17 protein-coding genes are annotated in these 18,468 nt (G+C 61.0%); 8 read left to right on the plus strand and 9 right to left on the minus strand.

Annotated elements, in window-relative coordinates:
• The first annotated feature begins 4 nt into the window (after positions 1–4).
• From rfbA to G7Y52_RS01610, 4 genes are all read left to right on the plus strand, one after another.
• Positions 5–880 carry a glucose-1-phosphate thymidylyltransferase RfbA gene (rfbA, locus tag G7Y52_RS01595; protein ID WP_165065028.1) on the plus strand — a complete coding sequence of 292 codons (876 nt, stop codon included), beginning with the start codon at positions 5–7 and terminating at the stop codon, positions 878–880.
• 25 nt (positions 881–905) lie between these two features.
• Positions 906–1,451 (plus strand): dTDP-4-dehydrorhamnose 3,5-epimerase, encoded by a 546-nt coding sequence (gene rfbC / locus G7Y52_RS01600; protein WP_165065031.1) that lies wholly within the window; start codon positions 906–908, stop codon positions 1,449–1,451.
• Between the two features lie 5 nt (positions 1,452–1,456).
• On the plus strand, positions 1,457–2,614 hold the full coding sequence (locus G7Y52_RS01605) for a glycosyltransferase (RefSeq protein WP_165065034.1): 1,158 nt from the start codon (positions 1,457–1,459) through the stop codon (positions 2,612–2,614).
• Positions 2,615–2,753: 139 nt separating this feature from the next.
• A complete protein-coding gene (locus tag G7Y52_RS01610) occupies positions 2,754–4,937 on the plus strand; it encodes a hypothetical protein (RefSeq protein ID WP_165065037.1) in 2,184 nt (727 codons plus the stop codon).
• Between the two features lie 27 nt (positions 4,938–4,964).
• Here G7Y52_RS01610 and G7Y52_RS01615 read toward each other — a convergent pair whose 3' ends face one another.
• Genes G7Y52_RS01615 through G7Y52_RS01620 form a run of 3 tightly spaced genes read right to left on the minus strand, consistent with a single transcriptional unit; the run spans position 4,965 to position 7,932 of the window.
• A complete protein-coding gene (locus G7Y52_RS01615; RefSeq protein WP_241159555.1) occupies positions 4,965–5,948 on the minus strand; it encodes a hypothetical protein in 984 nt (327 codons plus the stop codon).
• 32 nt (positions 5,949–5,980) lie between these two features.
• Entirely contained in the window at positions 5,981–6,145 is a 165-nt protein-coding gene (locus G7Y52_RS14825; protein WP_206215162.1) for a hypothetical protein, read from the minus strand.
• An 8-nt stretch (positions 6,146–6,153) separates the two neighbouring features.
• Complete coding sequence (locus G7Y52_RS01620) at positions 6,154–7,932, minus strand: formate--tetrahydrofolate ligase (RefSeq protein WP_165065040.1); 1,779 nt, start codon at positions 7,930–7,932, stop codon at positions 6,154–6,156.
• A 128-nt stretch (positions 7,933–8,060) separates the two neighbouring features.
• Between G7Y52_RS01620 and G7Y52_RS14830 the strand changes: the two genes are divergently transcribed.
• Positions 8,061–8,339 (plus strand): hypothetical protein, encoded by a 279-nt coding sequence (locus G7Y52_RS14830; protein ID WP_206215163.1) that lies wholly within the window; start codon positions 8,061–8,063, stop codon positions 8,337–8,339.
• Between the two features lie 13 nt (positions 8,340–8,352).
• On the opposite strand, the gene G7Y52_RS01630 is transcribed toward G7Y52_RS14830, so the two are convergent.
• Positions 8,353–8,628 carry a hypothetical protein gene (locus tag G7Y52_RS01630; protein WP_165065046.1) on the minus strand — a complete coding sequence of 92 codons (276 nt, stop codon included), beginning with the start codon at positions 8,626–8,628 and terminating at the stop codon, positions 8,353–8,355.
• Between the two features lie 25 nt (positions 8,629–8,653).
• Between G7Y52_RS01630 and G7Y52_RS01635 the strand changes: the two genes are divergently transcribed.
• A complete protein-coding gene (locus G7Y52_RS01635) occupies positions 8,654–9,037 on the plus strand; it encodes a hypothetical protein (protein WP_165065049.1) in 384 nt (127 codons plus the stop codon).
• An 84-nt stretch (positions 9,038–9,121) separates the two neighbouring features.
• Positions 9,122–9,325, plus strand: coding sequence for a hypothetical protein (locus tag G7Y52_RS01640; RefSeq protein ID WP_165065052.1), 204 nt, complete (start codon positions 9,122–9,124; stop codon positions 9,323–9,325).
• A 395-nt stretch (positions 9,326–9,720) separates the two neighbouring features.
• Here G7Y52_RS01640 and bioA read toward each other — a convergent pair whose 3' ends face one another.
• Together bioA and bioB are read right to left on the minus strand one after the other, a co-directional pair.
• The gene (gene bioA, locus G7Y52_RS01645) at positions 9,721–11,832 is read right to left on the minus strand and encodes an adenosylmethionine--8-amino-7-oxononanoate transaminase (protein ID WP_165065055.1); all 2,112 of its coding nucleotides are present in this window, start codon (positions 11,830–11,832) and stop codon (positions 9,721–9,723) included.
• A complete protein-coding gene (gene bioB, locus G7Y52_RS01650) occupies positions 11,825–12,787 on the minus strand; it encodes a biotin synthase BioB (RefSeq protein ID WP_241159556.1) in 963 nt (320 codons plus the stop codon). The genes bioA and bioB overlap by 8 nt, the downstream gene beginning before the upstream one ends.
• 13 nt (positions 12,788–12,800) lie before the next feature.
• Here bioB and G7Y52_RS01655 point away from each other — a divergent pair, with 13 nt between their 5' ends.
• On the plus strand, positions 12,801–12,992 hold the full coding sequence (locus tag G7Y52_RS01655) for a hypothetical protein (RefSeq protein ID WP_165065060.1): 192 nt from the start codon (positions 12,801–12,803) through the stop codon (positions 12,990–12,992).
• A 230-nt stretch (positions 12,993–13,222) separates the two neighbouring features.
• Here the strand turns inward: G7Y52_RS01655 and G7Y52_RS01660 are convergent, their stop codons facing one another.
• The 3 genes from G7Y52_RS01660 to G7Y52_RS01670 all read right to left on the minus strand — a co-directional run bounded on the left by G7Y52_RS01660 (position 13,223) and on the right by G7Y52_RS01670 (position 18,316).
• Entirely contained in the window at positions 13,223–13,621 is a 399-nt protein-coding gene (locus G7Y52_RS01660; RefSeq protein ID WP_165065063.1) for a MucR family transcriptional regulator, read from the minus strand.
• Positions 13,622–13,818: 197 nt separating this feature from the next.
• On the minus strand, positions 13,819–14,568 hold the full coding sequence (locus tag G7Y52_RS01665) for a DUF4851 domain-containing protein (protein WP_165065066.1): 750 nt from the start codon (positions 14,566–14,568) through the stop codon (positions 13,819–13,821).
• 412 nt (positions 14,569–14,980) lie between these two features.
• Positions 14,981–18,316, minus strand: coding sequence for a tetratricopeptide repeat protein (locus tag G7Y52_RS01670; protein ID WP_241159557.1), 3,336 nt, complete (start codon positions 18,314–18,316; stop codon positions 14,981–14,983).
• Positions 18,317–18,468 lie beyond the last annotated feature (152 nt).

Consider the following 18,468-nt stretch of genomic DNA (forward strand, 5'->3'; position numbering starts at 1 on the left):
CAGCATGAAATACAAAGGCATTGTTCTGGCCGGCGGCACCGGCACCCGGCTGCATCCCATTACGCTCGGGGTTTCCAAGCAGCTTCTGCCGATTTACGACAAGCCCATGATTTATTATCCCTTGTCGGTGCTCATGCTGGCGGGCATTCGTGACATACTGGTCATTTCCACGCCTGCCGATCTGCCCCAATACCGGCGCCTGCTCGGCGACGGCTCCCGCTTTGGCCTGGAACTGAGCTACGCCGTGCAGCCCGAACCCCAGGGCATTGCGCAGGCTTTTCTGATCGGCGAAAAATTTCTGGCTTCCTCGCCGGTATGCCTGATCCTGGGCGACAATATCTTTCACGGCCAGCATTTTACCGAAAAGTTGCTGCGCGCTGTTTCTGTGACGGACGGAGCCACCATTTTCGGGTATCTGGTCAAAGACCCGGAACGTTTCGGCGTGGTCTGCTTTGACGAAAAAGGCAACGCAACTTCCATTGTGGAAAAACCGGAAAAGCCCCTTTCTCCCTTTGCCGTCACCGGGCTGTATTTTTACGATCAGACCGTCGTCGAGCTGGCCCGGGGCATCAAGCCCTCGGCACGCGGCGAACTGGAAATCAGCAGCATTAATCAGGCCTATCTCGAGCAGGGGCGATTGCGCGTCGAAAAGCTGGGGCGCGGCTTTGCCTGGCTGGATACCGGCACGCACACGAGCTTGCTGGAAGCATCGTCCTATGTGCAAACCATTGAGGAACGTCAAGGCCTCAAGGTGGCCTGCCTGGAAGAAATCGCCTGGAGACAGGGCTGGATTGACGACGCGGCAATGGAGCGGGCCGGCAACATGTTTGCCAAGACCGACTATGGCCAGTATCTGCTTCGTCTCTTGCAGATGCGTTGACGCAGTGGAACCCCAAGGAGAGAATATGGAATTTACTGTCCTGGCCCCGAACGGACCTGTCTTGCTGACCCCCCGGGTATTGGGCGACGAGCGGGGCTTCTTTCTGGAAACGTTTCGGCAGAATGAATTTGAAAGCCACTGCGGCCCATATACCTTCGTGCAGGACAATCACAGCAAATCCCGCCTTGGCGTGCTGCGCGGCATGCACTACCAGCTTGTCGCGCCCCAGGGCAAACTTGTGCGTGTGACGCTTGGGCAAGTCTATGATGTGGTTGTGGACCTGCGCGTCTCCTCGCCTACCTTCGGCAAAAGTTTCGGCGCGCTGCTGGACGATCAACAGCGTCGGATGCTCTGGGTGCCTCCCGGATTTGCCCACGGCTTCATTGTCACAAGCCCGGAAGCGGAATTCCTGTACAAGTGCACGGCCTATTATGCGCCGGATGACGAGTATTGCCTGCGCTGGGACGACCCGGCCCTCGGCATTGACTGGCCGCTGCCTGCGTCCGGGCCCATTGTTTCGGCCAAAGACAGGCAGGGGCTTTCCTTTGACGCCTGCCCCAAATATCGTTGATCGCCATGAGCAAACCGGACACGCCGCTTGTCAGCGTCATTATCCCGACCTACAATTATGCCCGCTTTTTGCCGTGGGCCGTAAAAAGCGTTCAGGCCCAGAGTACTGACGGCGTCGCAACGGAAATACTCATTGTGGATGACGGCTCCACGGACAATACCGCGGCCGAGGCTCAGGCCTTTGGCGCGGCCGTGCGCTATATTTATCAGAAAAATCAGGGGCTCTCGGCAGCGCGCAATACAGGCCTGCGTGCTGCGCGCGGCGAGTATCTGGTTTTTCTGGATGCCGATGACCTGCTCGGCAATGGCAATCTGGCCAGTCACCTGCGTCTTTTCGCAGCCCGCCCGGATCTGGAGATCAGCGTTTGCCTCTGCCTGCAGACCTTTGAGAGCCGAGAGACGCCGGATGCCTTCTGGCCGCTGATGCAAAAGCATCTTGATCTGCATTTATGCAATGCCAATGTTTCGCCGGTGCATACTTTTATGCTGCGCTCGCAAACAGCAGCCCAAATCGGCTTTTTTGACGTTTCCCTCGGAGCCTGCGAGGATCAGGATTTCTGGCTGCGTTGCGCAGTGGCGGGCAAAGTTTTTGCCTGCAACCCCGAAGGTCTCGTGATTTACCGCAAACATGGCCAAAGCATGACCAACCGGCATGTGCGCCAGTTGGTGTATGACGCGGCCATGCATTCAAAAGTGGGAAAGGCGCTGGACGAGGCGCCGGACTTTCCGAAGGCAGGCAAATTTTCCGGCTGGCTGGCGCATGCCGCGGGCACGCTGGCCTGCGCCAGCCAGGTACTCGCTTTCAATCCTGCCCTGGGGGAGCGTCTGCTGGCCGAATTCGCGCGGGCCGTGGAGCAGGCTGCGCAGGCGCGCGCCTTGTGCGCACAGGGCCGCGAGGACGCTGAGCTGGAACGCATCCGCTTGTGTCACGCGCTGCAAATCCTGCTCAACGGAACTGTCTGCGACAGGCGGCATTTTCCGGCTGCGCACAAGGCCTTGTATATGGTCAGACGGATGTTCAAAGACGTTTTGCGGGACACTGACCCCTCCGCTTTGCAGGCCCGGCACAGCAAGCTCCTGCGTCGCCTTTGCGTGGAACCGGAAAAAATGCTTGCCGCTTTGGCCAAAGCTCATGTCATCCATCAGCCCGCGCGCGATTTATGAGGGCTACTTCAGCAAAAACCCTGGTCTTCGGCTCCTTTCCAAGGGCGTTGCCGCCGTTTCGGGCGCTTGTCTGACCGCAGCAGCCCTGGATGGAATGACTTTCAGCATCACGCGACAGCCCTGAACCGAGGAGAGATCTATGCGTATTCTTTGTCTGGCCGTGCTGATCGCGGATTTTCCCCAATTATTGAAAAAATTCGATTCCCAGATCCGGCAGTTGCGGCTCTATAACGCCGATACGCTGGGCTTTGCCATTGGCCCCTCCAGAGCCGAACAGACGCGGGGATACAGCTTCCGGTATCTGAGCCTGCCCTTCAACCTCGCGGACTATATGGCCGCGGCCGACTCTCTGGCTCAGGACATCAGACCCGATGTCATCTACTTCCGCTATCCCGGCGCCACGCGACGTCTCTGGCAATTTACGCTCCGTCACCCCAACGTGGTTTTTGAGCACAACACCGTGGAGGAGGCTGAATTCACGAAGCAAGCGCGCCTCAATGAAATTCGTTGGGGCCCGCGTGTGCTGGCCAAAGCCGCAGGGCTGTGCGCGGTGACGCACGAAATTCTGCGCTATGAGCAGCAGCGGGCAGGCAATAACAGGCCGGGGCTGATGCTCGGCAACGGCATTGAGCCGCAAAGCGTGCCCAAGCTTGATTTTGCACTGCCGGACGAGGCCATCCATATGCTCTGCGCAGCGCATTTTGCCCCCTGGCATGGCGTAGACCGCCTGCTGCACGGCATGGCCGCCTATGACGGCCCACAGCGTTTCATCCTGCATCTGGCGGGCAGCGGCGAGTCATTGCCCCAATATCTGGATCTGGTCCGACGCTTGAGCCTGGAGAGTCAGGTACGCTTTCACGGCAGGCTCAATCAGGACGAATTGTATAAGCTGGCCGCCACCTGTCATCTTGGCGTGGGCAGTCTGGCGCTGCATCGCATGGGCATGGCCGAGCACGCGTCCCTCAAACATCGGCAATACTGTTTGCAGGGCCTGCCGTTTTTCTTTGGCGGACGCGACGTGGATTTTGACCCGCTGCCGGATTTTGTCCTGAGCGTGCCGCAGAATGACGCGCCCATCGACATGGCTCCTTTGGCGGCCCTGGCCCGTTTTCCCGAAGAGCATCCGGAGGCGCGGGCGCTCATGCGCCGTTATGGCGAGGAGCATCTCTCCTGGCAGAGCAAAGGCGGCCGGCTCCACGAATTTTTGCATAACTGCGCCGCGCGATCAGGCGAAACACTCTCTTTTGCCTGCGTGAGCGAGGGCTCGCCGCGGAATACTGCGCTGCCACGGCCGGATGCCGTCAGCGCCGTCATCGCACTTGGCAACGACTGTTCAGGTTTGAAAGCGACCCTGCAAACGCTGCGGGAACAGGAGCCCTGGCAGAACCTTGCGCCGCAGTTGGAAGTTGTGTTCGCCGGCCCGCCCCATCTGACTGAAAAAGCGGCAGCCCTCTGGAAAAGCCTGGGTGACGGGGTCACGACTCCTGTCGAGGCTTCGGAGCCGGGGCAACAGCCATTTCAGAGCAGGCCTGCCGATCATTGGGAGGCCTGGAATGCGGGCATAATGGCAGCCCGTGGCCCCTGGCTGCTGCCGCTGCTGCCCGGCGACGAACTGAGCCGGGATCTGCTGCGATCACTCGCGTATTCCGTGCAATCACGGCCTGAGCTGAATATGATCACGGCCAGGGCTCAGGATGCCGAGGGCCGGACGTGCCTGCCACAGGGACTTGAGGAAATCCTGGAGGAAAAGGCTGCCGCGGGCTGCTCCCTGTTTCGGAAAAGCCTTTGGGAAGATGTGGGCGGCTACAGAACGCTGCACCCTTTTGGTCTGACGGATGCGCTCTTCTGGCTCGACTGTCTGGGCAGCGGCCAGTTGCGCCGCCATCTGCCGCGGGTCTGCCTTGTGCGCGCGCTTCCCGGCTCCGCTCTGAACCCGGAGATTCCCGAAGCTCTGAAAGCGGATGCTCTGGCCATGCTGGTGACCATGTCTCCAAAGGCTTTTAGCCCGGATGACGTGCTCAAGGCCCAATCACGGCTCCTGCATTTTGAGCCTGCGGCGCTTCCGGCGTTGCTGGCCTGTGTGGAACGGCACCCCGGCCAGGCCTGGCCGCGGTTCTGCCTCGGTTTGACCCACGAAGGCCGGGGAAATCTGGCTGCCGCGGTTGCCTGCCAGCAGGCGGCCGCCGATCGTGATCCCGAAGATTGGCAACCTCATTTGCGCCTGTATCTTCTGCACAGGGCTCTGGGGCTTCATCCGCAGGCAATTCTGGATAAAAAAGCCTGCCTGGAGCGCGCGGACAGCCTTAGAGCATTTTTTGATTGAAAATATCTATTTTCAATTAAAAATGCTCTAGCCGAAAGCTTTTCCGGTTTTTTCCGCCAGCCACTTCAGATAGTCCGGATAGTGCCGCCGCAACAGCCCGAGAGCGTTCTCTTCAGCCAAAAGGTATCGCCTGGGCGTCACTTTGCCGGTGCCCACCCAGTGCTTGAGGTAGGGCTTGAGCTCAAAATGCCGCGCGTGCAGGCCCAGGGCGTGCAAACCGCGGAACCACTCCACGCCGATATCCAGACAGATGGGGCCGCATTGGCGGTAGGCTCCGGGCGGCAGAACAGGTCCGAAGGGCACGCAGTGAGGCCGGGTCTTTTCCAAATCCAGGAGGCAGGCCCACTCGTTGATCCGGCATTCGGGCAGGGGCCAGGGTTGCCGATCAAAAATGCCTTCAAAGCCCTGGTCATAAGGCCGCACGAAAACGCCTCTGGCCCGGGCCAGCGCGTAAAGACGCCGCAATTCCGCACAGGAAGGCTGAAAATCAAGGTAGCTGCGCGGCCCGCAGGCGCTGCGCCCGAGAGCTTCCTGCATCAATGCCTCATGGCTGGCCGGGCAGTTCCAGCACTGGCCCAGCGCGCCCAGGGCAAAGGCATGGCCCATTTGGGGCAGCATTGCGCCCAGAATATCCTTGAGCACCAGCACGTCGTTGTGCATGAGAAAGAGCTTGCGGCTCGCGCTGTGTTCAAAGGCATACTGATAGCGGATGCCCAGGCGATAGGCGGGATCGGAAAAACGCGCGGTATCCGCGGCCTTGAGATCCAGCCAGTGATCCGGCTGAAAGACCTTGCAGCGCTCGCCCACAAGCTCGCGCAAATATTGAGCGATATGATAGGTGCTGATGCTGTCATGCCGTGAGCCGTAGGGCTCGAATTGCAGCCAGATCACATTGATGCGCGGCCCGCTGTGCCGCAACAGGGACAAAAGCGACAGGGCCGTCTGAAAGGGCTTGGCGAAAATGTTGACCGCCACGTCCACGCGCTCTGTCGGCGCAAAATCCGGCAACACAGGCCCGCTCCTGGAGCATTTTGCTTTTGAAATTATTCAATTTCAAAAGCGGCGCTGCCATCATTTCGCCTGAAAAACGTGGTTTTCAGGCTCATTCGGCGCGGGCGGCCGCTCCCGCGGTCGCCAGAGCGGTTGCCGTTTTCAACAGCAAACCGCTCTAGAGCATTTTTTGCTTGAACATATCCATTTTCAATCAAAAAATGTTCTAAAAAAGTCCGGTCACGCGACCGCTTTCCACATCCACATCAATATTACGGAACGCGGGACGTGAGCCGGTGCCGGGCATCAGGCTGATGTCTCCGGCCACCGGGCAGACCAGGCCCGCGCCGCCAAAGAGCAGCACATCCCGCACATGCAGCCGCCACGAGGCGGGCACGCCCTTGCGCGTGGGATCATCGGACAGAGAATACTGGGTCTTGACCATGCAGACCCCGAGCGAATCAGCGTCCGGGCGCTCCTGCAGGGCCTTCAGGCGCTGGGCCGCCAGCGGCTCAAAGTCCACGCCGTCCGCGCCGTATATCTCGCGGGCAATGCGGTTGATTCGCTCGGTAAAAGGCAGGCTCCAATCATACAGGGGCTGAAAATGCCGCTTTTCGGAATTGCAGGCGTCCATAACCGCGTCGGCCAGTTCCAGCGCGCCTTCTCCGCCCTTTTCCCAATGCTCGGAAACAGCGACACGGGCCCCCGCAGATTCGCAGATGCGGCGGATGGCCGCGATTTCCGCCGGGCTGTCCGTATGAAACCTGTTGATGCAGACCACCGAAGGCACGCCGGAGCGGCGCACAATGCCGATGTGGTGGAGCAGATTGACGCAGCCCGCTTCCACCAGGCCCACATCCTCGCGGGTGTAGGGCTCCGGCAGCGGCTGGCCGGGCCTGGGCCGGGGCGCGCCGCCGTGGTTTTTGAGCGCGCGCACCGTGGCCACAATGACCGCCGCGTCCGGCGCAAGCCCGCTGTACCGGCACTTCAGGTTCCAGAATTTCTCATAGCCCATTTCAGCGGCAAAGCCGGATTCCGTCACATGCACGTCGCTGAGCTTGAGGCCGACCCTGTCCGCGATGACCGAGCTCTGGCCCAGCGCGATATTGCCGAAAGGCCCGGTGTGCACCAGTACGGGCTGGCCTTCGATGGTCTGGATCAGATTGGGCTTGACGGCCTCCACCAGCCATGCGGTCATGGCCCCGTCCACTTCCAGGTCGGCCGTGGTCACGGGGTTTCCGTCCCGATCCAAAGCCAGAACCATGCGGCCCATGCGCTCGCGCAAATCGCGCAGATCGCGGGCCACGGAGAGGATCGACATCACCTCCGAGGCCACGGTAATGTCAAAATGCGAGCGCATCATGAAGCCGTCGTTGCGGCGACCGTCGCCTTCAATGCCGATAATCACGTTGCGCAAAGCCTGAGCGCAGAAATCCAGCACCCAGCCCGTGCCCACGCGCGCAGGGTCCACATTCAGACGGCGCATGCCGGAAAGCCGCGCCAGCGTGGCGTCGTCGTAGTTGCGCTCATGCTGCATGCGCGCGGTCAGGGCAGTCATGGCCAGATTGTGCGCCGCGCCCACGGCATGGATGTCGCCCGTGAAATTGAGCGAATACGGCGTGAGCGGGATGCACTGCGAAAGGCCGCCGCCGGCTGCCGAACCCTTCATGCCCATGGTCGGGCCGCCCGAAGGCTGGCGGATAGCGGCCGATGATCTGTAGCCCCGCCGGGCCAGGCCCTGCACCAGGCCGATGGTGGTTGTGGATTTGCCCTCGCCCAGGGGCGTGGGCGTGATGGCGGTCACGTCCACATATTTGCCGTTGGGCCGATCCGCCAGACGCCGCAGCACGGATTGCTGCTCGATTTTGCCCATATAATGCCCGTAGGGCAATACTTCTGCGGGCTCAAGGCCCATTTCCGAGGCCAGAGCGTCAATGGTTTTCATGCGGGATTCCGCATCCAGGGCGATTTCCCAGTCCGGGTGCTTGGTGGGATCAAGAGTCATGGCTGCTCCGTGCAAAATAATGTGACAGGCTGAAATGTAAGGCCCGCCCGGCACGGCGTCAAGCCTCGCAGCGCTTGCGCCTCTCTCTGACGATACAAAGGCATCTGAAAATAGATTCAAAAATATCATTGCCGCCCAACACCTTGCGGAGCATGACGCCATCCGGTAGCATGTTTCACCCATTACGGACGCAAGGGGGGGGGCGGGCCGCCCAAAAAGCCGCAGCCTTTGTGGCCGCGCTCAAGCTCGGCGAGGACGGCGGAACCCTGCCGCCCCACCACTTGGGACGCCTGCGCGACGAGATCCGCGATCATCTGGGGGCAGCCCTCATTAAAACACCGTCCGCGAAAAGCCGAATTTTTTCGGTCGGCAAGGCGCAAGGCAAACATTGGGCGAAGCTGTATTGAACATACCGCAAGGTCAATGTTGGCCTTGCAACGCCGCCGGACGGAAAAAGGCGGCTTTGCAGCAGGTGGATGAATGAGGGCTGACCCTAGAGCAGATTACCTTTGACTTTTTATGAAAGTCAAAGGTGGCATTCAGGCGAAAAACGCGGTTTTCGCCTGAATGTACGCCGCGTTGCGGCGGCTGCCGCTTTCGCGTCAGCAGAGCGTTTTCAAAGAGAAAATGCTCTGGGCACGGAACTGCAAGCCATGGACGCGGCCCTGCGCCGCATCTGGAAAATGCCTGACACAATCTTCACCACAACCCCGGACAAAAGATGCGTTTCACAGCCCGCAGCGGACGACTGACCCTCACCCTGCGCCTCTGCCGCATGGGCAGGGACTGGCAGGCCGTGCTTACCGGCGGCGAGGCGCATCTGGGCGGCACGGCGCTGGCCGTGCCAGAGGCCGCGCCCAGCAGCCCTGCCGGGGCTGCGGGGGTCACAGTCAGGGTACTTTCCCGTGACACGCGGCATAAGGATCATGAGCTGGCGGCCTTTCTCGCGCGCGCGCTGGCCGCGCAACTGGCCTGTGCCGTGTGCGTCAGCGCGGGCGTGCATTATGATCGAATCAGCAAAGAAGAGATTCATGAGGCGCGGCTTCTGACGGAACGGCTTGCCGGGCGCTGCCTGGCCGCGCTGGCCCGTGCCGGGAGGGCATAGAGCATTTTTTGATTGAACATATTCATTTTCAATCAAAAAATGCTCTCATCTCTCCAATACGCGGATTGGATGCGAGGACAGTATATGTTGACAGTCAAGGATCTGGAAGAATTGGAAGCCTATATGCGCTCCGGCGGGCTGGAGGCGGATTTTAAAGACGGTTGCGAAAACGACCGCTATTATCTTTTGGAACTTCTTGAAAAACTGATGGACATGGGCGAATTGGCCGACGCCACAGCCACGCGCCTGATATTCCGCGGTTTGCCGCTGCCTCCGCCTTCGGAATAGAGCATTTTGCTTTTGAAATTATTCAATTTCAAAAGCGGCGCTGCCATCATTTCGCGTCCAGGCTTCAGCCGTTGCGACGAAGGAAGCTACGGATGAAGACAGCAACTGGTTACTGCGGCAGCCAGCCAACGCAACCGCTGTCGCCATCCGTAAGGCTCGCAGACTCGCCAACGGCTGGCGCAACGCGGTCTGGACGCTCATTCGGCGCGGGCGTCCGCTCCCGCGGCCGCCAGAGCAATTTCAAAGTGAAATTGCTCTGGCCCCGGCTGTGGCCGCCGCGTCAAACAACATCCGGCCGGAACCGCATGCCCGGGCAAAGGCAAACATTGCTCCGCGCTCCGCACGATATGGCGCGGACTGCCGGAAAACGCATCTGCAAACATGCTGCGGACACGTCACGGCAGATGCGCTCCAGCCCGTAAAGCGCCCCGCACTGCTTCGCAAAGCCGGGCCACGTCTTCGGCCGGGCTGATGAAGGGCGGCATCAGATAGATCAGGCGGTTAAAAGGTCGAATCCAGACGCCCTGCTCCACAAAATAGGCTTGCAGGGCCGCGGTGTTCACAGGCTGGCGGGCTTCCACCACGCCGATGCCGCCCAAAACGCGCACATCGGCCACGCCCGGCAATGTGGCGCAAGGGGCAAGCCCGGCGCGCAACGCGCTTTCCAAACCTGCCACCTGCTGCGGCCATGCGCCCTGCTCCAGCAGATCCAGAGCCGCATTGGCCACGGCGCAGGCCAGGGCATTGGCCATAAAGGTGGGGCCGTGCATGAAAACCATGTTGTCGCGGCAGATGTCCCGGGCCACCTGGGCCGTGCAGGCCGTGGCCGCAAGCGTCAGCACGCCGCCGGTCAGGGCTTTGCCGCAGCAGAGAATATCGGGCGTGACGCCAGCCCATTCCGCGGCAAACATCTTGCCGGTGCGCCCGAATCCGGTGGCGATTTCATCAAAAATCAGCAAGGCGCCCGCCTCTCTGCAAAGCCCGGCCAGGCCGCGCAGGTACGCGGGATGATAAAACCACATGCCGCCCGCGCCCTGCACAACCGGTTCCAGAATCACAGCCGCAATTTCATCCCTGTGCATTTTGAGCAGACGCCGCGCGTCGTCCAGGCATGTCTCGTCAAAAGGCGCGTCAAAACGGCAGGCAGGCCGCTCCATAAAGATCTGTTGCGGCAGCAAGGCGCTGAACAGGCTGTGCATGCCCGTGACCGGATCGCAGACCGACATGGCTCCCAGGGTGTCGCCGTGATAACCGCCGCGCGGCGTCAGAAAACGCGTGCGCCGCGCCTCTCCCCTGCCCTTTTGGCACTGGAGGGCCATCTTCAGGGCCACTTCCACGGCCACTGAGCCGGAATCCGCAAAAAAAACGCGGCTGAGCCCAGGCGGCATTATCGACAACAGCCGTTCAGCCAGAGTCACGGCCGGAGCATGCGTCAGCCCGCCGAACATCACATGCGGCATGCGCCCGGCCTGGGCGCGCAGCGCGTGGAGCAACCTGGGGTGATTGTAGCCGTGCGCCGCAGCCCACCAGGAGGACATGCCGTCAATAAGCTCCCTGCCGTCGGCCAGGACAATGCGGTTATGGTGCGAACGCCGGGCCACATGCAGGGGTGGGGGCTGCACGGCCGAGGCATAGGGATGCCAGACGCAACGGTGATCGCGCGGCAGCAGATCCGCAAAGGGCGCAGGCCGCCCGCGCTGCCCGCTCCGCTTTTGCAGGGCCTGGGCCAGGGGCAGCATGCGCCGGGAAAGCAGTTGCCAGCCCGCTGCGTCCAGTCGCGCCAGGCGCGGCAGTTCCAGTACGGGCGCGTCGCTTCCCGCAGCCTGCAAGCGCGCGCGCAGCAGAGCCGCATTGTCCTGCAAAATAAGCTCCTGTTCGGCATTGGCCCTGCCGTGTTCTTCGGGCAAAGCCGCTGTCAGGGCCAGAGCAGCCACGCGCAAACCGCGGTTCTGCAAAGCCTCCAGGGAAAGCAGGGCATGGTTGAGCGCGCCCAAATAATTGCCGCCCACCAGGAGCACAGGCAGATCCAGGGCCGCCATCAAATCCAGCATGTCCTCGCGCTCATTCAGCGGCACGCGCAGGCCGCCCGCGCCTTCCACCAGCAAAAAATCCGCCGCGCTTTGCCGCGCCCAATGCGCGCGGATGCTGCGGCAGAGTTCTGCCACCTCCAGCCGTTCTCCAACCCGGGCCGCAGCCAGATGCGGCGACGCGGGCAGGGGAAAGCAATGCAGGGCCACAGCCGGAGAAAGTTGCGGCATGCAGGCCAGATCCGCCACAGCCGCCGCATAGACCGGAGCATCGGCCAAAGGCGAAGTCTCGGCTTCAGAAGGCGCGACGCCGGTCTGCACGGGCTTTACGGCCTGCGCGGCAAGGCCGAGCCCGCGCAATGCGCGCAGCAGCGCCGCAGCAGCCACGGTTTTGCCCACATCCGTGCCTGTGCCCGTGACAAAAAGGCCGCTCAAAGCACGGGAAGCGCAGATGCTCCGCGCAGTACCGGCATTACGCATAGCCGGCCGCCTCCAGGCCCTGGGCCGCAAGCATGGCGAGATCTTCTTCCACGCCCTGCCCCTGGGTGGTGAGGTAGTCGCCGGTCATCAGGGCATTGGCCCCTGCGGCGAAAATTTCCGATTGCCGCTTGCCCAGCACCAGCGGGCGGCCGCCGCAGATCCGCAAGGTGGCCTGCGGCAGAATATGCCGGAACACGGCAATGATCCGCAGTGCTTCCTCTGCGTCGAGAATTTCCTGACCCGCCAAAGGGGTCTGGGGATGGGGATACAGAAAATTGATGGGCACATGGCGCACGCCAAGGGCCTTGAGGCTGAAAGCAAAGTCAATGCGCTCCTCCCAGCTCTCGCCCAGGCCGAACAGGCCGCCGCTGCAAACCTGAAGCCCGGCGCGCATGGCCCGGACAACCGTATCCCGCCGCTGCTCCCAGGTCTGCGTGGTGCAGATGCGCGGATAATGGCTTCGGGAGGTTTCAAGATTATGATGGTACCGGATCAGCCCCGCTGCGGCCAACTGCGCAAGCTGCCCGGCCGACAGCCTGCCCAGGGAGGCGCAGACCCGGGGCCGGACCTCCGGCGGCAGGGAAGTCAGGACGCCGCACAGACGCTTGAGCTCATGGGCATGAAGCGCGCCGCCGCTGGTCACAACGCCGATATGCCGCACCGGCAGGGCCGCCAGGGTCAGGATGCGCGCGCGCAGCAGATCATCGGGAAGCAGGTCGAAGACCTTGACAGGCGTTTGATTATGCCGGCTCTGGGAGCAGAAGCGGCAATCCATGGCGCAATCGCCGCTGCGGGCATTGATGATCGCGCACAGGTCGATCCTGCGGCCAAAGGCTGCTTCGCGCAGGCATGAGGCCTGCCGCAGAAGCCGGGCTTCAGGCAGGGACAGCAGCGCCCGGGCTTCGGAAGGATTTGTGACAGGCTGGGGAAAATTCATTGCAAAGACCTGCGGCATATAGCTCAGACGTTTGCAGGCGGGCAATGCCCGCCTGCAAACGTCTGAGCAACTAGAGCATTTTCACTTTGAAAATGATCTGCTGACGCGAAAGCGGCAGCCGCCGCAACGCGGCGTACATTCAGACGAAAACCGCGTTCTTCGCCTGAATGCCACCTTTGACTTTCATAAAAAGTCAAAGGTAATCTGCTCTATGTTCCGATGAAACCGCCCATGCACGGCGGCGTGACCCTGCCGGCGATAGATGGGCCGCTACGGTTCACGAGAAGATTTTTTGATTGAAAATATCCATTTTCAATCACTTCGCTGCCATCATTTCGCGTCCAGAACGCGGTCTGGACGCTCATTCGGCGCGGGCGTCAGCTAACGCTGCCGCCAGAGCGTTTAGCTAATTTCATTAGCAAAACGCTCTAAAAGCCAGTTATGAAATGACTTCTACTTGGCTTTGCGCCGTTTTTCCCACAGCTTCATGTCTTTCATCTTTTTGCGGCGCTCACGCTGCAAAGCTTTGCAAACCAGCGGGGCGTCCTTCTTGAAGCCCCACTTTTCCCTGTACTCGGCAGTGTCCATGCCGTGACCGGCCAAATGCCGCTTCGTCAGAATTTTGAAGCTCTTGCCGCACTCAAGGCAGGTAACGGACTTTTCCTTGACTGATTTTCGAGCTTCCACGGCCATTTCCGCACTGTCGAGTTCAACAGGCGCTTCACCTTCGGCCACAGCGCGGATGCCTTGCGCCACCTTTTGGATAAAGGCCGCAATTTCCTCCTCGGTCATGATCCGCACACCGGCCTGGGCTCTGGTGATTTCCAGAGCTTCTTTTAAATAGTCGTCCATTACCTACCCCTTGATTTGTATGTTCGCTCATGCCAATACGGCGCAAATCCCCTCTTCTGCGTGAGCCGTCCCACCAAAGAACAGCCTTAACCCTGCCATATTGCATGATTGATGAATATACACACTGTTTCAAAACCAGTCAATACACTAGGAAATTTTTTCCCTGCTTCAGGGCTTTCAAAACCTTCAAAAGGGAATCAATTTGTGTTGAAAATATCATACTGGGATACGGTCCCTAAAAAACGCTGATCCATATACTGCCATAGAACGCCCTGAGCATAGCCCTGCTGTATCCGGAGAGCGCCCGAAGGCAGCGGCCCGACGCTGAAGGCCTCGCGGGCGCGTTGCTCGAAAGCCTTGACAAAGTCCGCCTGCCCGTATGGGAGAGCGGAAAGAGAGGTAATTTCCGCAGGCAGGGGCTCCCGGTATTCAAGAATAATCTTGTCGTCATTAAAGTTGTAACGGGCCGCGAAGCCGCGGGCTATCCAGCGCAGGGGCTTTTCGCCGTTTGCCGCCTCCTGGCCTTTGACCAGATCCGCGAACGGGTCGCGCGCCCCGTCCACAATATAGGTGCAGGCCTGATACGCAACATTATCGAAGATCTCCACGCTTTCATCCACGCTGAAGGGGCGGCGCATGATTCCGTCCCAGTACCAGCCGGCAGGCACCTCGGCCTGGGCGACAATGGCCATGGGGCTTTGCGGGCTTGTGGCGCCATAGACGGCCAGCCAGACCCGGATGGGCAGACCGCCCAGCACGCTGCTCCAGGGGAGGTTGACCACGCTGCGCCCGGCGGTGCGCAGGGGAAGATTTTTGGCCTCTATGGAAATGGCCGGTCTGGCCGTGGAAACATACAGGGAACCAATCATGCCGCGTTGCTGCGCGCCTGTGCAGCCCGCAGCCAGCATGAGCAATACGACTATGCAAAACCGGCGTATGCCTTTCATATTCTTTCTCCCGTAAACAGCGGCCCGCCCCGCCCGTGCGGCAGAGGCCGGGTAAAGTGTTGCTCTGACTCCCGCAGCATATCCCAACAGCAATAAACTGGCAATGTTGCCGCTGCAAGCCTTTCTTTACCTGAGGCAGGCATTTTTTGTCCGCCGTTGTTTGCGGCCGCAGTGCAGACGCGCACAAAAAAGCGCGGCTGTCCGGGACCGTGTAACGCATACCATTGCAGCATGCCGGGCAGTGGCCTGAAAAGCCGGGGAATCCGGCAGGGCAGGCAGCACACTTCGATAAAAGCGGCCACGCTTTTAGAGCATTTTCAAAGTGAAAATGCTCTAATGAGGGCTGACCCTGGACAAGGGAACTCAGGCAGCGGAAGGGCTGAAGGCGCAGGCTCTGGCTGCGGCTTTGGTATTACGGAGCAGGGGCCTGCGGCGCTCTTGTCCCGCCGGGCATGTAGTCGCGCAGATCGCGGGACACTTCAAAGGTGCGCAATTCGCTTGCCGCGGCCTTGCCGAAAGGCGAGTCCGGAAACTGTTTGGCAATGCCCTCCAACAGGGCCTGCGCCCTTGCCGTGTCGCCCAGCTTGCGATACAGGCGGGCCTCGCGAAAACGCAGCCCCGGGTATTCGGGCGAGGTTTCCGGCACAAAAGCATTATAGCGCGCCACCCATTGCAGAGCTTCGGGGATACGGTTGCCCACCTCGCAAATATCCATGAGCGCGGCCACGGCTTCCTTGATCCGCTGGGGATCGGCCTTGTCCGAGCGCTCATCCTGCAGCCGGGTAAAGAGGTCGATAACCTGCCGGTTAAAATCATAGGCGTTCTTGATGTCCTTGCGCTGTTCCGCGTCGCGGGCCAGAAAATAGGTGGCATAGGCGCGCTGATACAGCGGTATGTCGGCGCGTGCGGCCAGTTCGCGCCACATGGCCAGCGCCGGTCCGGCAAGATTGAGATTCTGCGCCGAAAGGGCAAGGGCATAGTCCAATTGCCTGCGCAGTTCGGGCTTCATCTTCCAGGCGGAAACCAGTTTGCCCAAATCCAGAATTTTATCCCAGGCCCCGGCTTGCAGATAACGATTGAAAAACTCGGTAAAAGCCGCCTCGCCATACTCTGTATCCATAGGCGTTTTTAAAAACTCCGCCAGCATCTCATAGGCCCTGGCTTCCTCGCCGCGCTCCAGCCAGCCTTGCGCCAGCGCGTAACGCAAGCGGGGATCGGGCGGGCCGTAGCGTTCGCGCACCAGGGGAAAGCCGTTCCACAAAATCAGAATACGCCCGTAGTTCTGCTCGGCCAGGGAATTGGCCAGCTCCTTTTGAAAGGCCTGCCAGATGATCTCCCTGGCCTGCGGCACATCCGGATGCTCGGGATAGCCGTCAATGAAATCGGCGGCCTTGCCCATGGCCTCGGTATACTCTTTATCCCAGTAGAGCCACATGGCCTGCTTGAGGCGGGCCAGGACCGCCTCCGGGGCTGTTTTGGAGGAAGCGGCAATCTCACTGTATACCTGCGGCAACGGCGGTTCCCCCGCTCTGGCGAAGACCCGGCTCATCTGCTCATAAGCGAGGGGCGATTGGTAAATGCCCTTTTCCGCCAGGCGCAGGCGAGCGGCAGACGCGGACGGGGCCCCGGCAAAACGGCGCTCCAGCTCATGATAGACGAAGTTCGCCGCGCTCATGTTGCCCTTGCGCAGATACATGTCGCCCATTTTGAGCAGGAGCGCGTCATTGCCCTTTCGTCCCGGATCCAGATTGACGTACAGCCAGTACAGCGCAAGTGCCGCGTCCGTTTTCTGCAAAGCCTCGTCGTTGCCTGCCTGCAAAAGCAAAAAATCGGGGTGGTCAATATAATGGCGGGGCCAGCGCTTGCTGATGAAATCAAGAATGATTTGGGCCTTGTCGTACTTTTTCTGATTGAAAAGCGCCTGGGCCAAACCCACGGAAGCATCCTGCAGATGCGAAGATTCCGGGTACTTGTCAAGCACGATGGCAAACGACTGCTCGGCCTCCGGATTCAGCCCGCGCTTGAGCTGCTCCCGACCCAGAGCCGCAAAACCCTGCGCCACCCCCGGAAAGTCGGGATAACGCCTGAACAGGGCGACAACATAGCCTCCGGCATCCACAAGGTTGCCCACGTTCGCATTGGCAAGGCCCAGACGCAGCAAGGCGTCGGGAACCCGCGGCGAGCGCAGATTGGCGTTCATGGCCTCATTGGTGGAAGAGACAATGGCTTCGTATCCGGCCAGGGGATTGGCAGCATAGAGGGCCCAGAGGCAGTCGCTGATATCATAGAGCACTTTTTCCCGCATTTGTGGCGAAATATCCGTAATCGCGCGGATTTTTTCCAGCTGCGGCAGGGCTTCGGCATATTTGCCTTCGCTGATCAGGCGCTCGGCTTCGGCCAGCATTTTGTCGGGTTCCGGCGGCTTGGGAACCGGGTTGCCCTGCTCATCCACATAAATGACTTCACGAGGCTTTGCATCGGAAGCTTCTGTTTCTTCGGCGGGCTGTTCATCCACAGGCAAACCCACAGGCTCTGTGTCCACAGGGCCGGTCACAACCGGGCCTTCCTCCTTCTCCGCCAAGGCCTGCGTCTGCGGCGCAGCGGCCTTTTCGGCCTTGCCTTCCAGGCTGTCCGCCACCTTGTTTTGCGCGGTTTCGGCTTGCGTGGCGGGCGTTTCGCCGGGTTTGCCGGATTCGGCGGATTCGGCGGATTGCGCCGCTTCAGGCGGCGCGGCGGCCTGCTCGGCGACCGTAGCGGCCTGCTCGGCGGGCGCAGGGGCTTTCCCGGTGTCGGGGGCAGCGGCGGCCTGATCCGCCAAGGGCGCGGAAGCCGGGCGATCCTTGTTTGATGGGGGCACGGTGGCGGTGGTGGCGGTGGACAAGCCGCTCTCCTGAGGCCAGTCCTCCGGGCCGCCGGGATTGACTTTGCCGCGCAGATCCTGGCGCGTCAGCATCCTGCCGCGCTCGCCCAACGCGGCAGATTCCTGCGGCTCGGGCGCTGCCGCGGCATATGCCGCGGACAGCCAGAAACCCGCGCCGGAAGGGGCAGGCCGCATGACTTCCTCTGCCGCCCGGCGTTCAGGCTCCGGCGTTTGCAGCGCAGCTTGCCGCGCGGCAAGGGCCTTCAGCCGTGAATACGGCAAGGCGCCCGCGCGGTTCAGACTTTGGCGCAGCATATCTGCCGGAAAGTCCCCGGCCAAAGCCGGGGATTCGCCTGCATCGGCCGCGGCAGGGCCGGACGCCGGAGAAAGAAGCGGGATCGGCGCGTTCACGGTTGCGGGCTCAGACGCGCCGCGTGCCTGAACCGGGACGACTTCCGGCTCGGCGGCAGCGGCAAAGAATTCCATTTCCACCCTGTCGCGCGCGGGCCGGGTCAGCACATGATTGACCGCGCGCGAGGAAAGATTGATGCGCACCTGCCCGTTTTCAAGGGCCAGGCTTTCCAGCAGAGAGCCGGGAGCCGGGGGCAGGCCGGTGTGCCGCAAAGAGATTGCCGGGCTGTTCAGAAAAAGCGTCATGCCGACCGGGCTGGTGCGGGCCACGCTGCGGGCCTGCCCCGGGCTGTCGAGCACAATAATCAGGCGCTCGGACGACGCGCCGGGCAGCCATTGCCAAAGCATGGCCCGCGCCGGTTGCGGAGAGGCAAGCCAGAGCAGGCAGAGCGAAAAAAACAGGCAGGCAGACGACAAAAGCCGATGCGGGCTTTGGCGCAATGTGCTCTTGCGGGCGGCGCTATGAGGCCGGTTCATGCCGGTGCAGCAGGCTGTATTCACTGGGCATTGCAAAAAGAATGAGATTTAGTATCTGCCGCGTTTTAATGCAAAAGATATGCCGATAAACATAGTTCCACAATGAGTCGCATCCACGCCTTCAATCTGCATATCCCGCGCCCGGAATGTAG

The organism is Desulfovibrio sp. ZJ200 (assembly GCF_011039095.1).
GTDB lineage: Bacteria > Desulfobacterota > Desulfovibrionia > Desulfovibrionales > Desulfovibrionaceae > Desulfovibrio.

Bases quoted from the DNA above. Each gene is read 5' to 3' on its own strand.
- rfbA (WP_165065028.1), top strand. From the start codon at position 5: ATGAAATACAAAGGCATTGTTCTGGCCGGCGGCACCGGCACCCGGCTG.
- rfbC (WP_165065031.1), top strand. From the start codon at position 906: ATGGAATTTACTGTCCTGGCCCCGAACGGACCTGTCTTGCTGACCCCC.
- G7Y52_RS01605 (WP_165065034.1), top strand. From the start codon at position 1,457: ATGAGCAAACCGGACACGCCGCTTGTCAGCGTCATTATCCCGACCTAC.
- G7Y52_RS01610 (WP_165065037.1), top strand. From the start codon at position 2,754: ATGCGTATTCTTTGTCTGGCCGTGCTGATCGCGGATTTTCCCCAATTA.
- G7Y52_RS01620 (WP_165065040.1), bottom strand. From the start codon at position 7,932: ATGACTCTTGATCCCACCAAGCACCCGGACTGGGAAATCGCCCTGGAT.
- G7Y52_RS01635 (WP_165065049.1), top strand. From the start codon at position 8,654: ATGCGTTTCACAGCCCGCAGCGGACGACTGACCCTCACCCTGCGCCTC.
- G7Y52_RS01640 (WP_165065052.1), top strand. From the start codon at position 9,122: ATGTTGACAGTCAAGGATCTGGAAGAATTGGAAGCCTATATGCGCTCC.
- bioA (WP_165065055.1), bottom strand. From the start codon at position 11,832: ATGCGTAATGCCGGTACTGCGCGGAGCATCTGCGCTTCCCGTGCTTTG.
- bioB (WP_241159556.1), bottom strand. From the start codon at position 12,787: ATGCCGCAGGTCTTTGCAATGAATTTTCCCCAGCCTGTCACAAATCCT.
- G7Y52_RS01660 (WP_165065063.1), bottom strand. From the start codon at position 13,621: ATGGACGACTATTTAAAAGAAGCTCTGGAAATCACCAGAGCCCAGGCC.
- G7Y52_RS01665 (WP_165065066.1), bottom strand. From the start codon at position 14,568: ATGAAAGGCATACGCCGGTTTTGCATAGTCGTATTGCTCATGCTGGCT.
- G7Y52_RS01670 (WP_241159557.1), bottom strand. From the start codon at position 18,316: ATGAACCGGCCTCATAGCGCCGCCCGCAAGAGCACATTGCGCCAAAGC.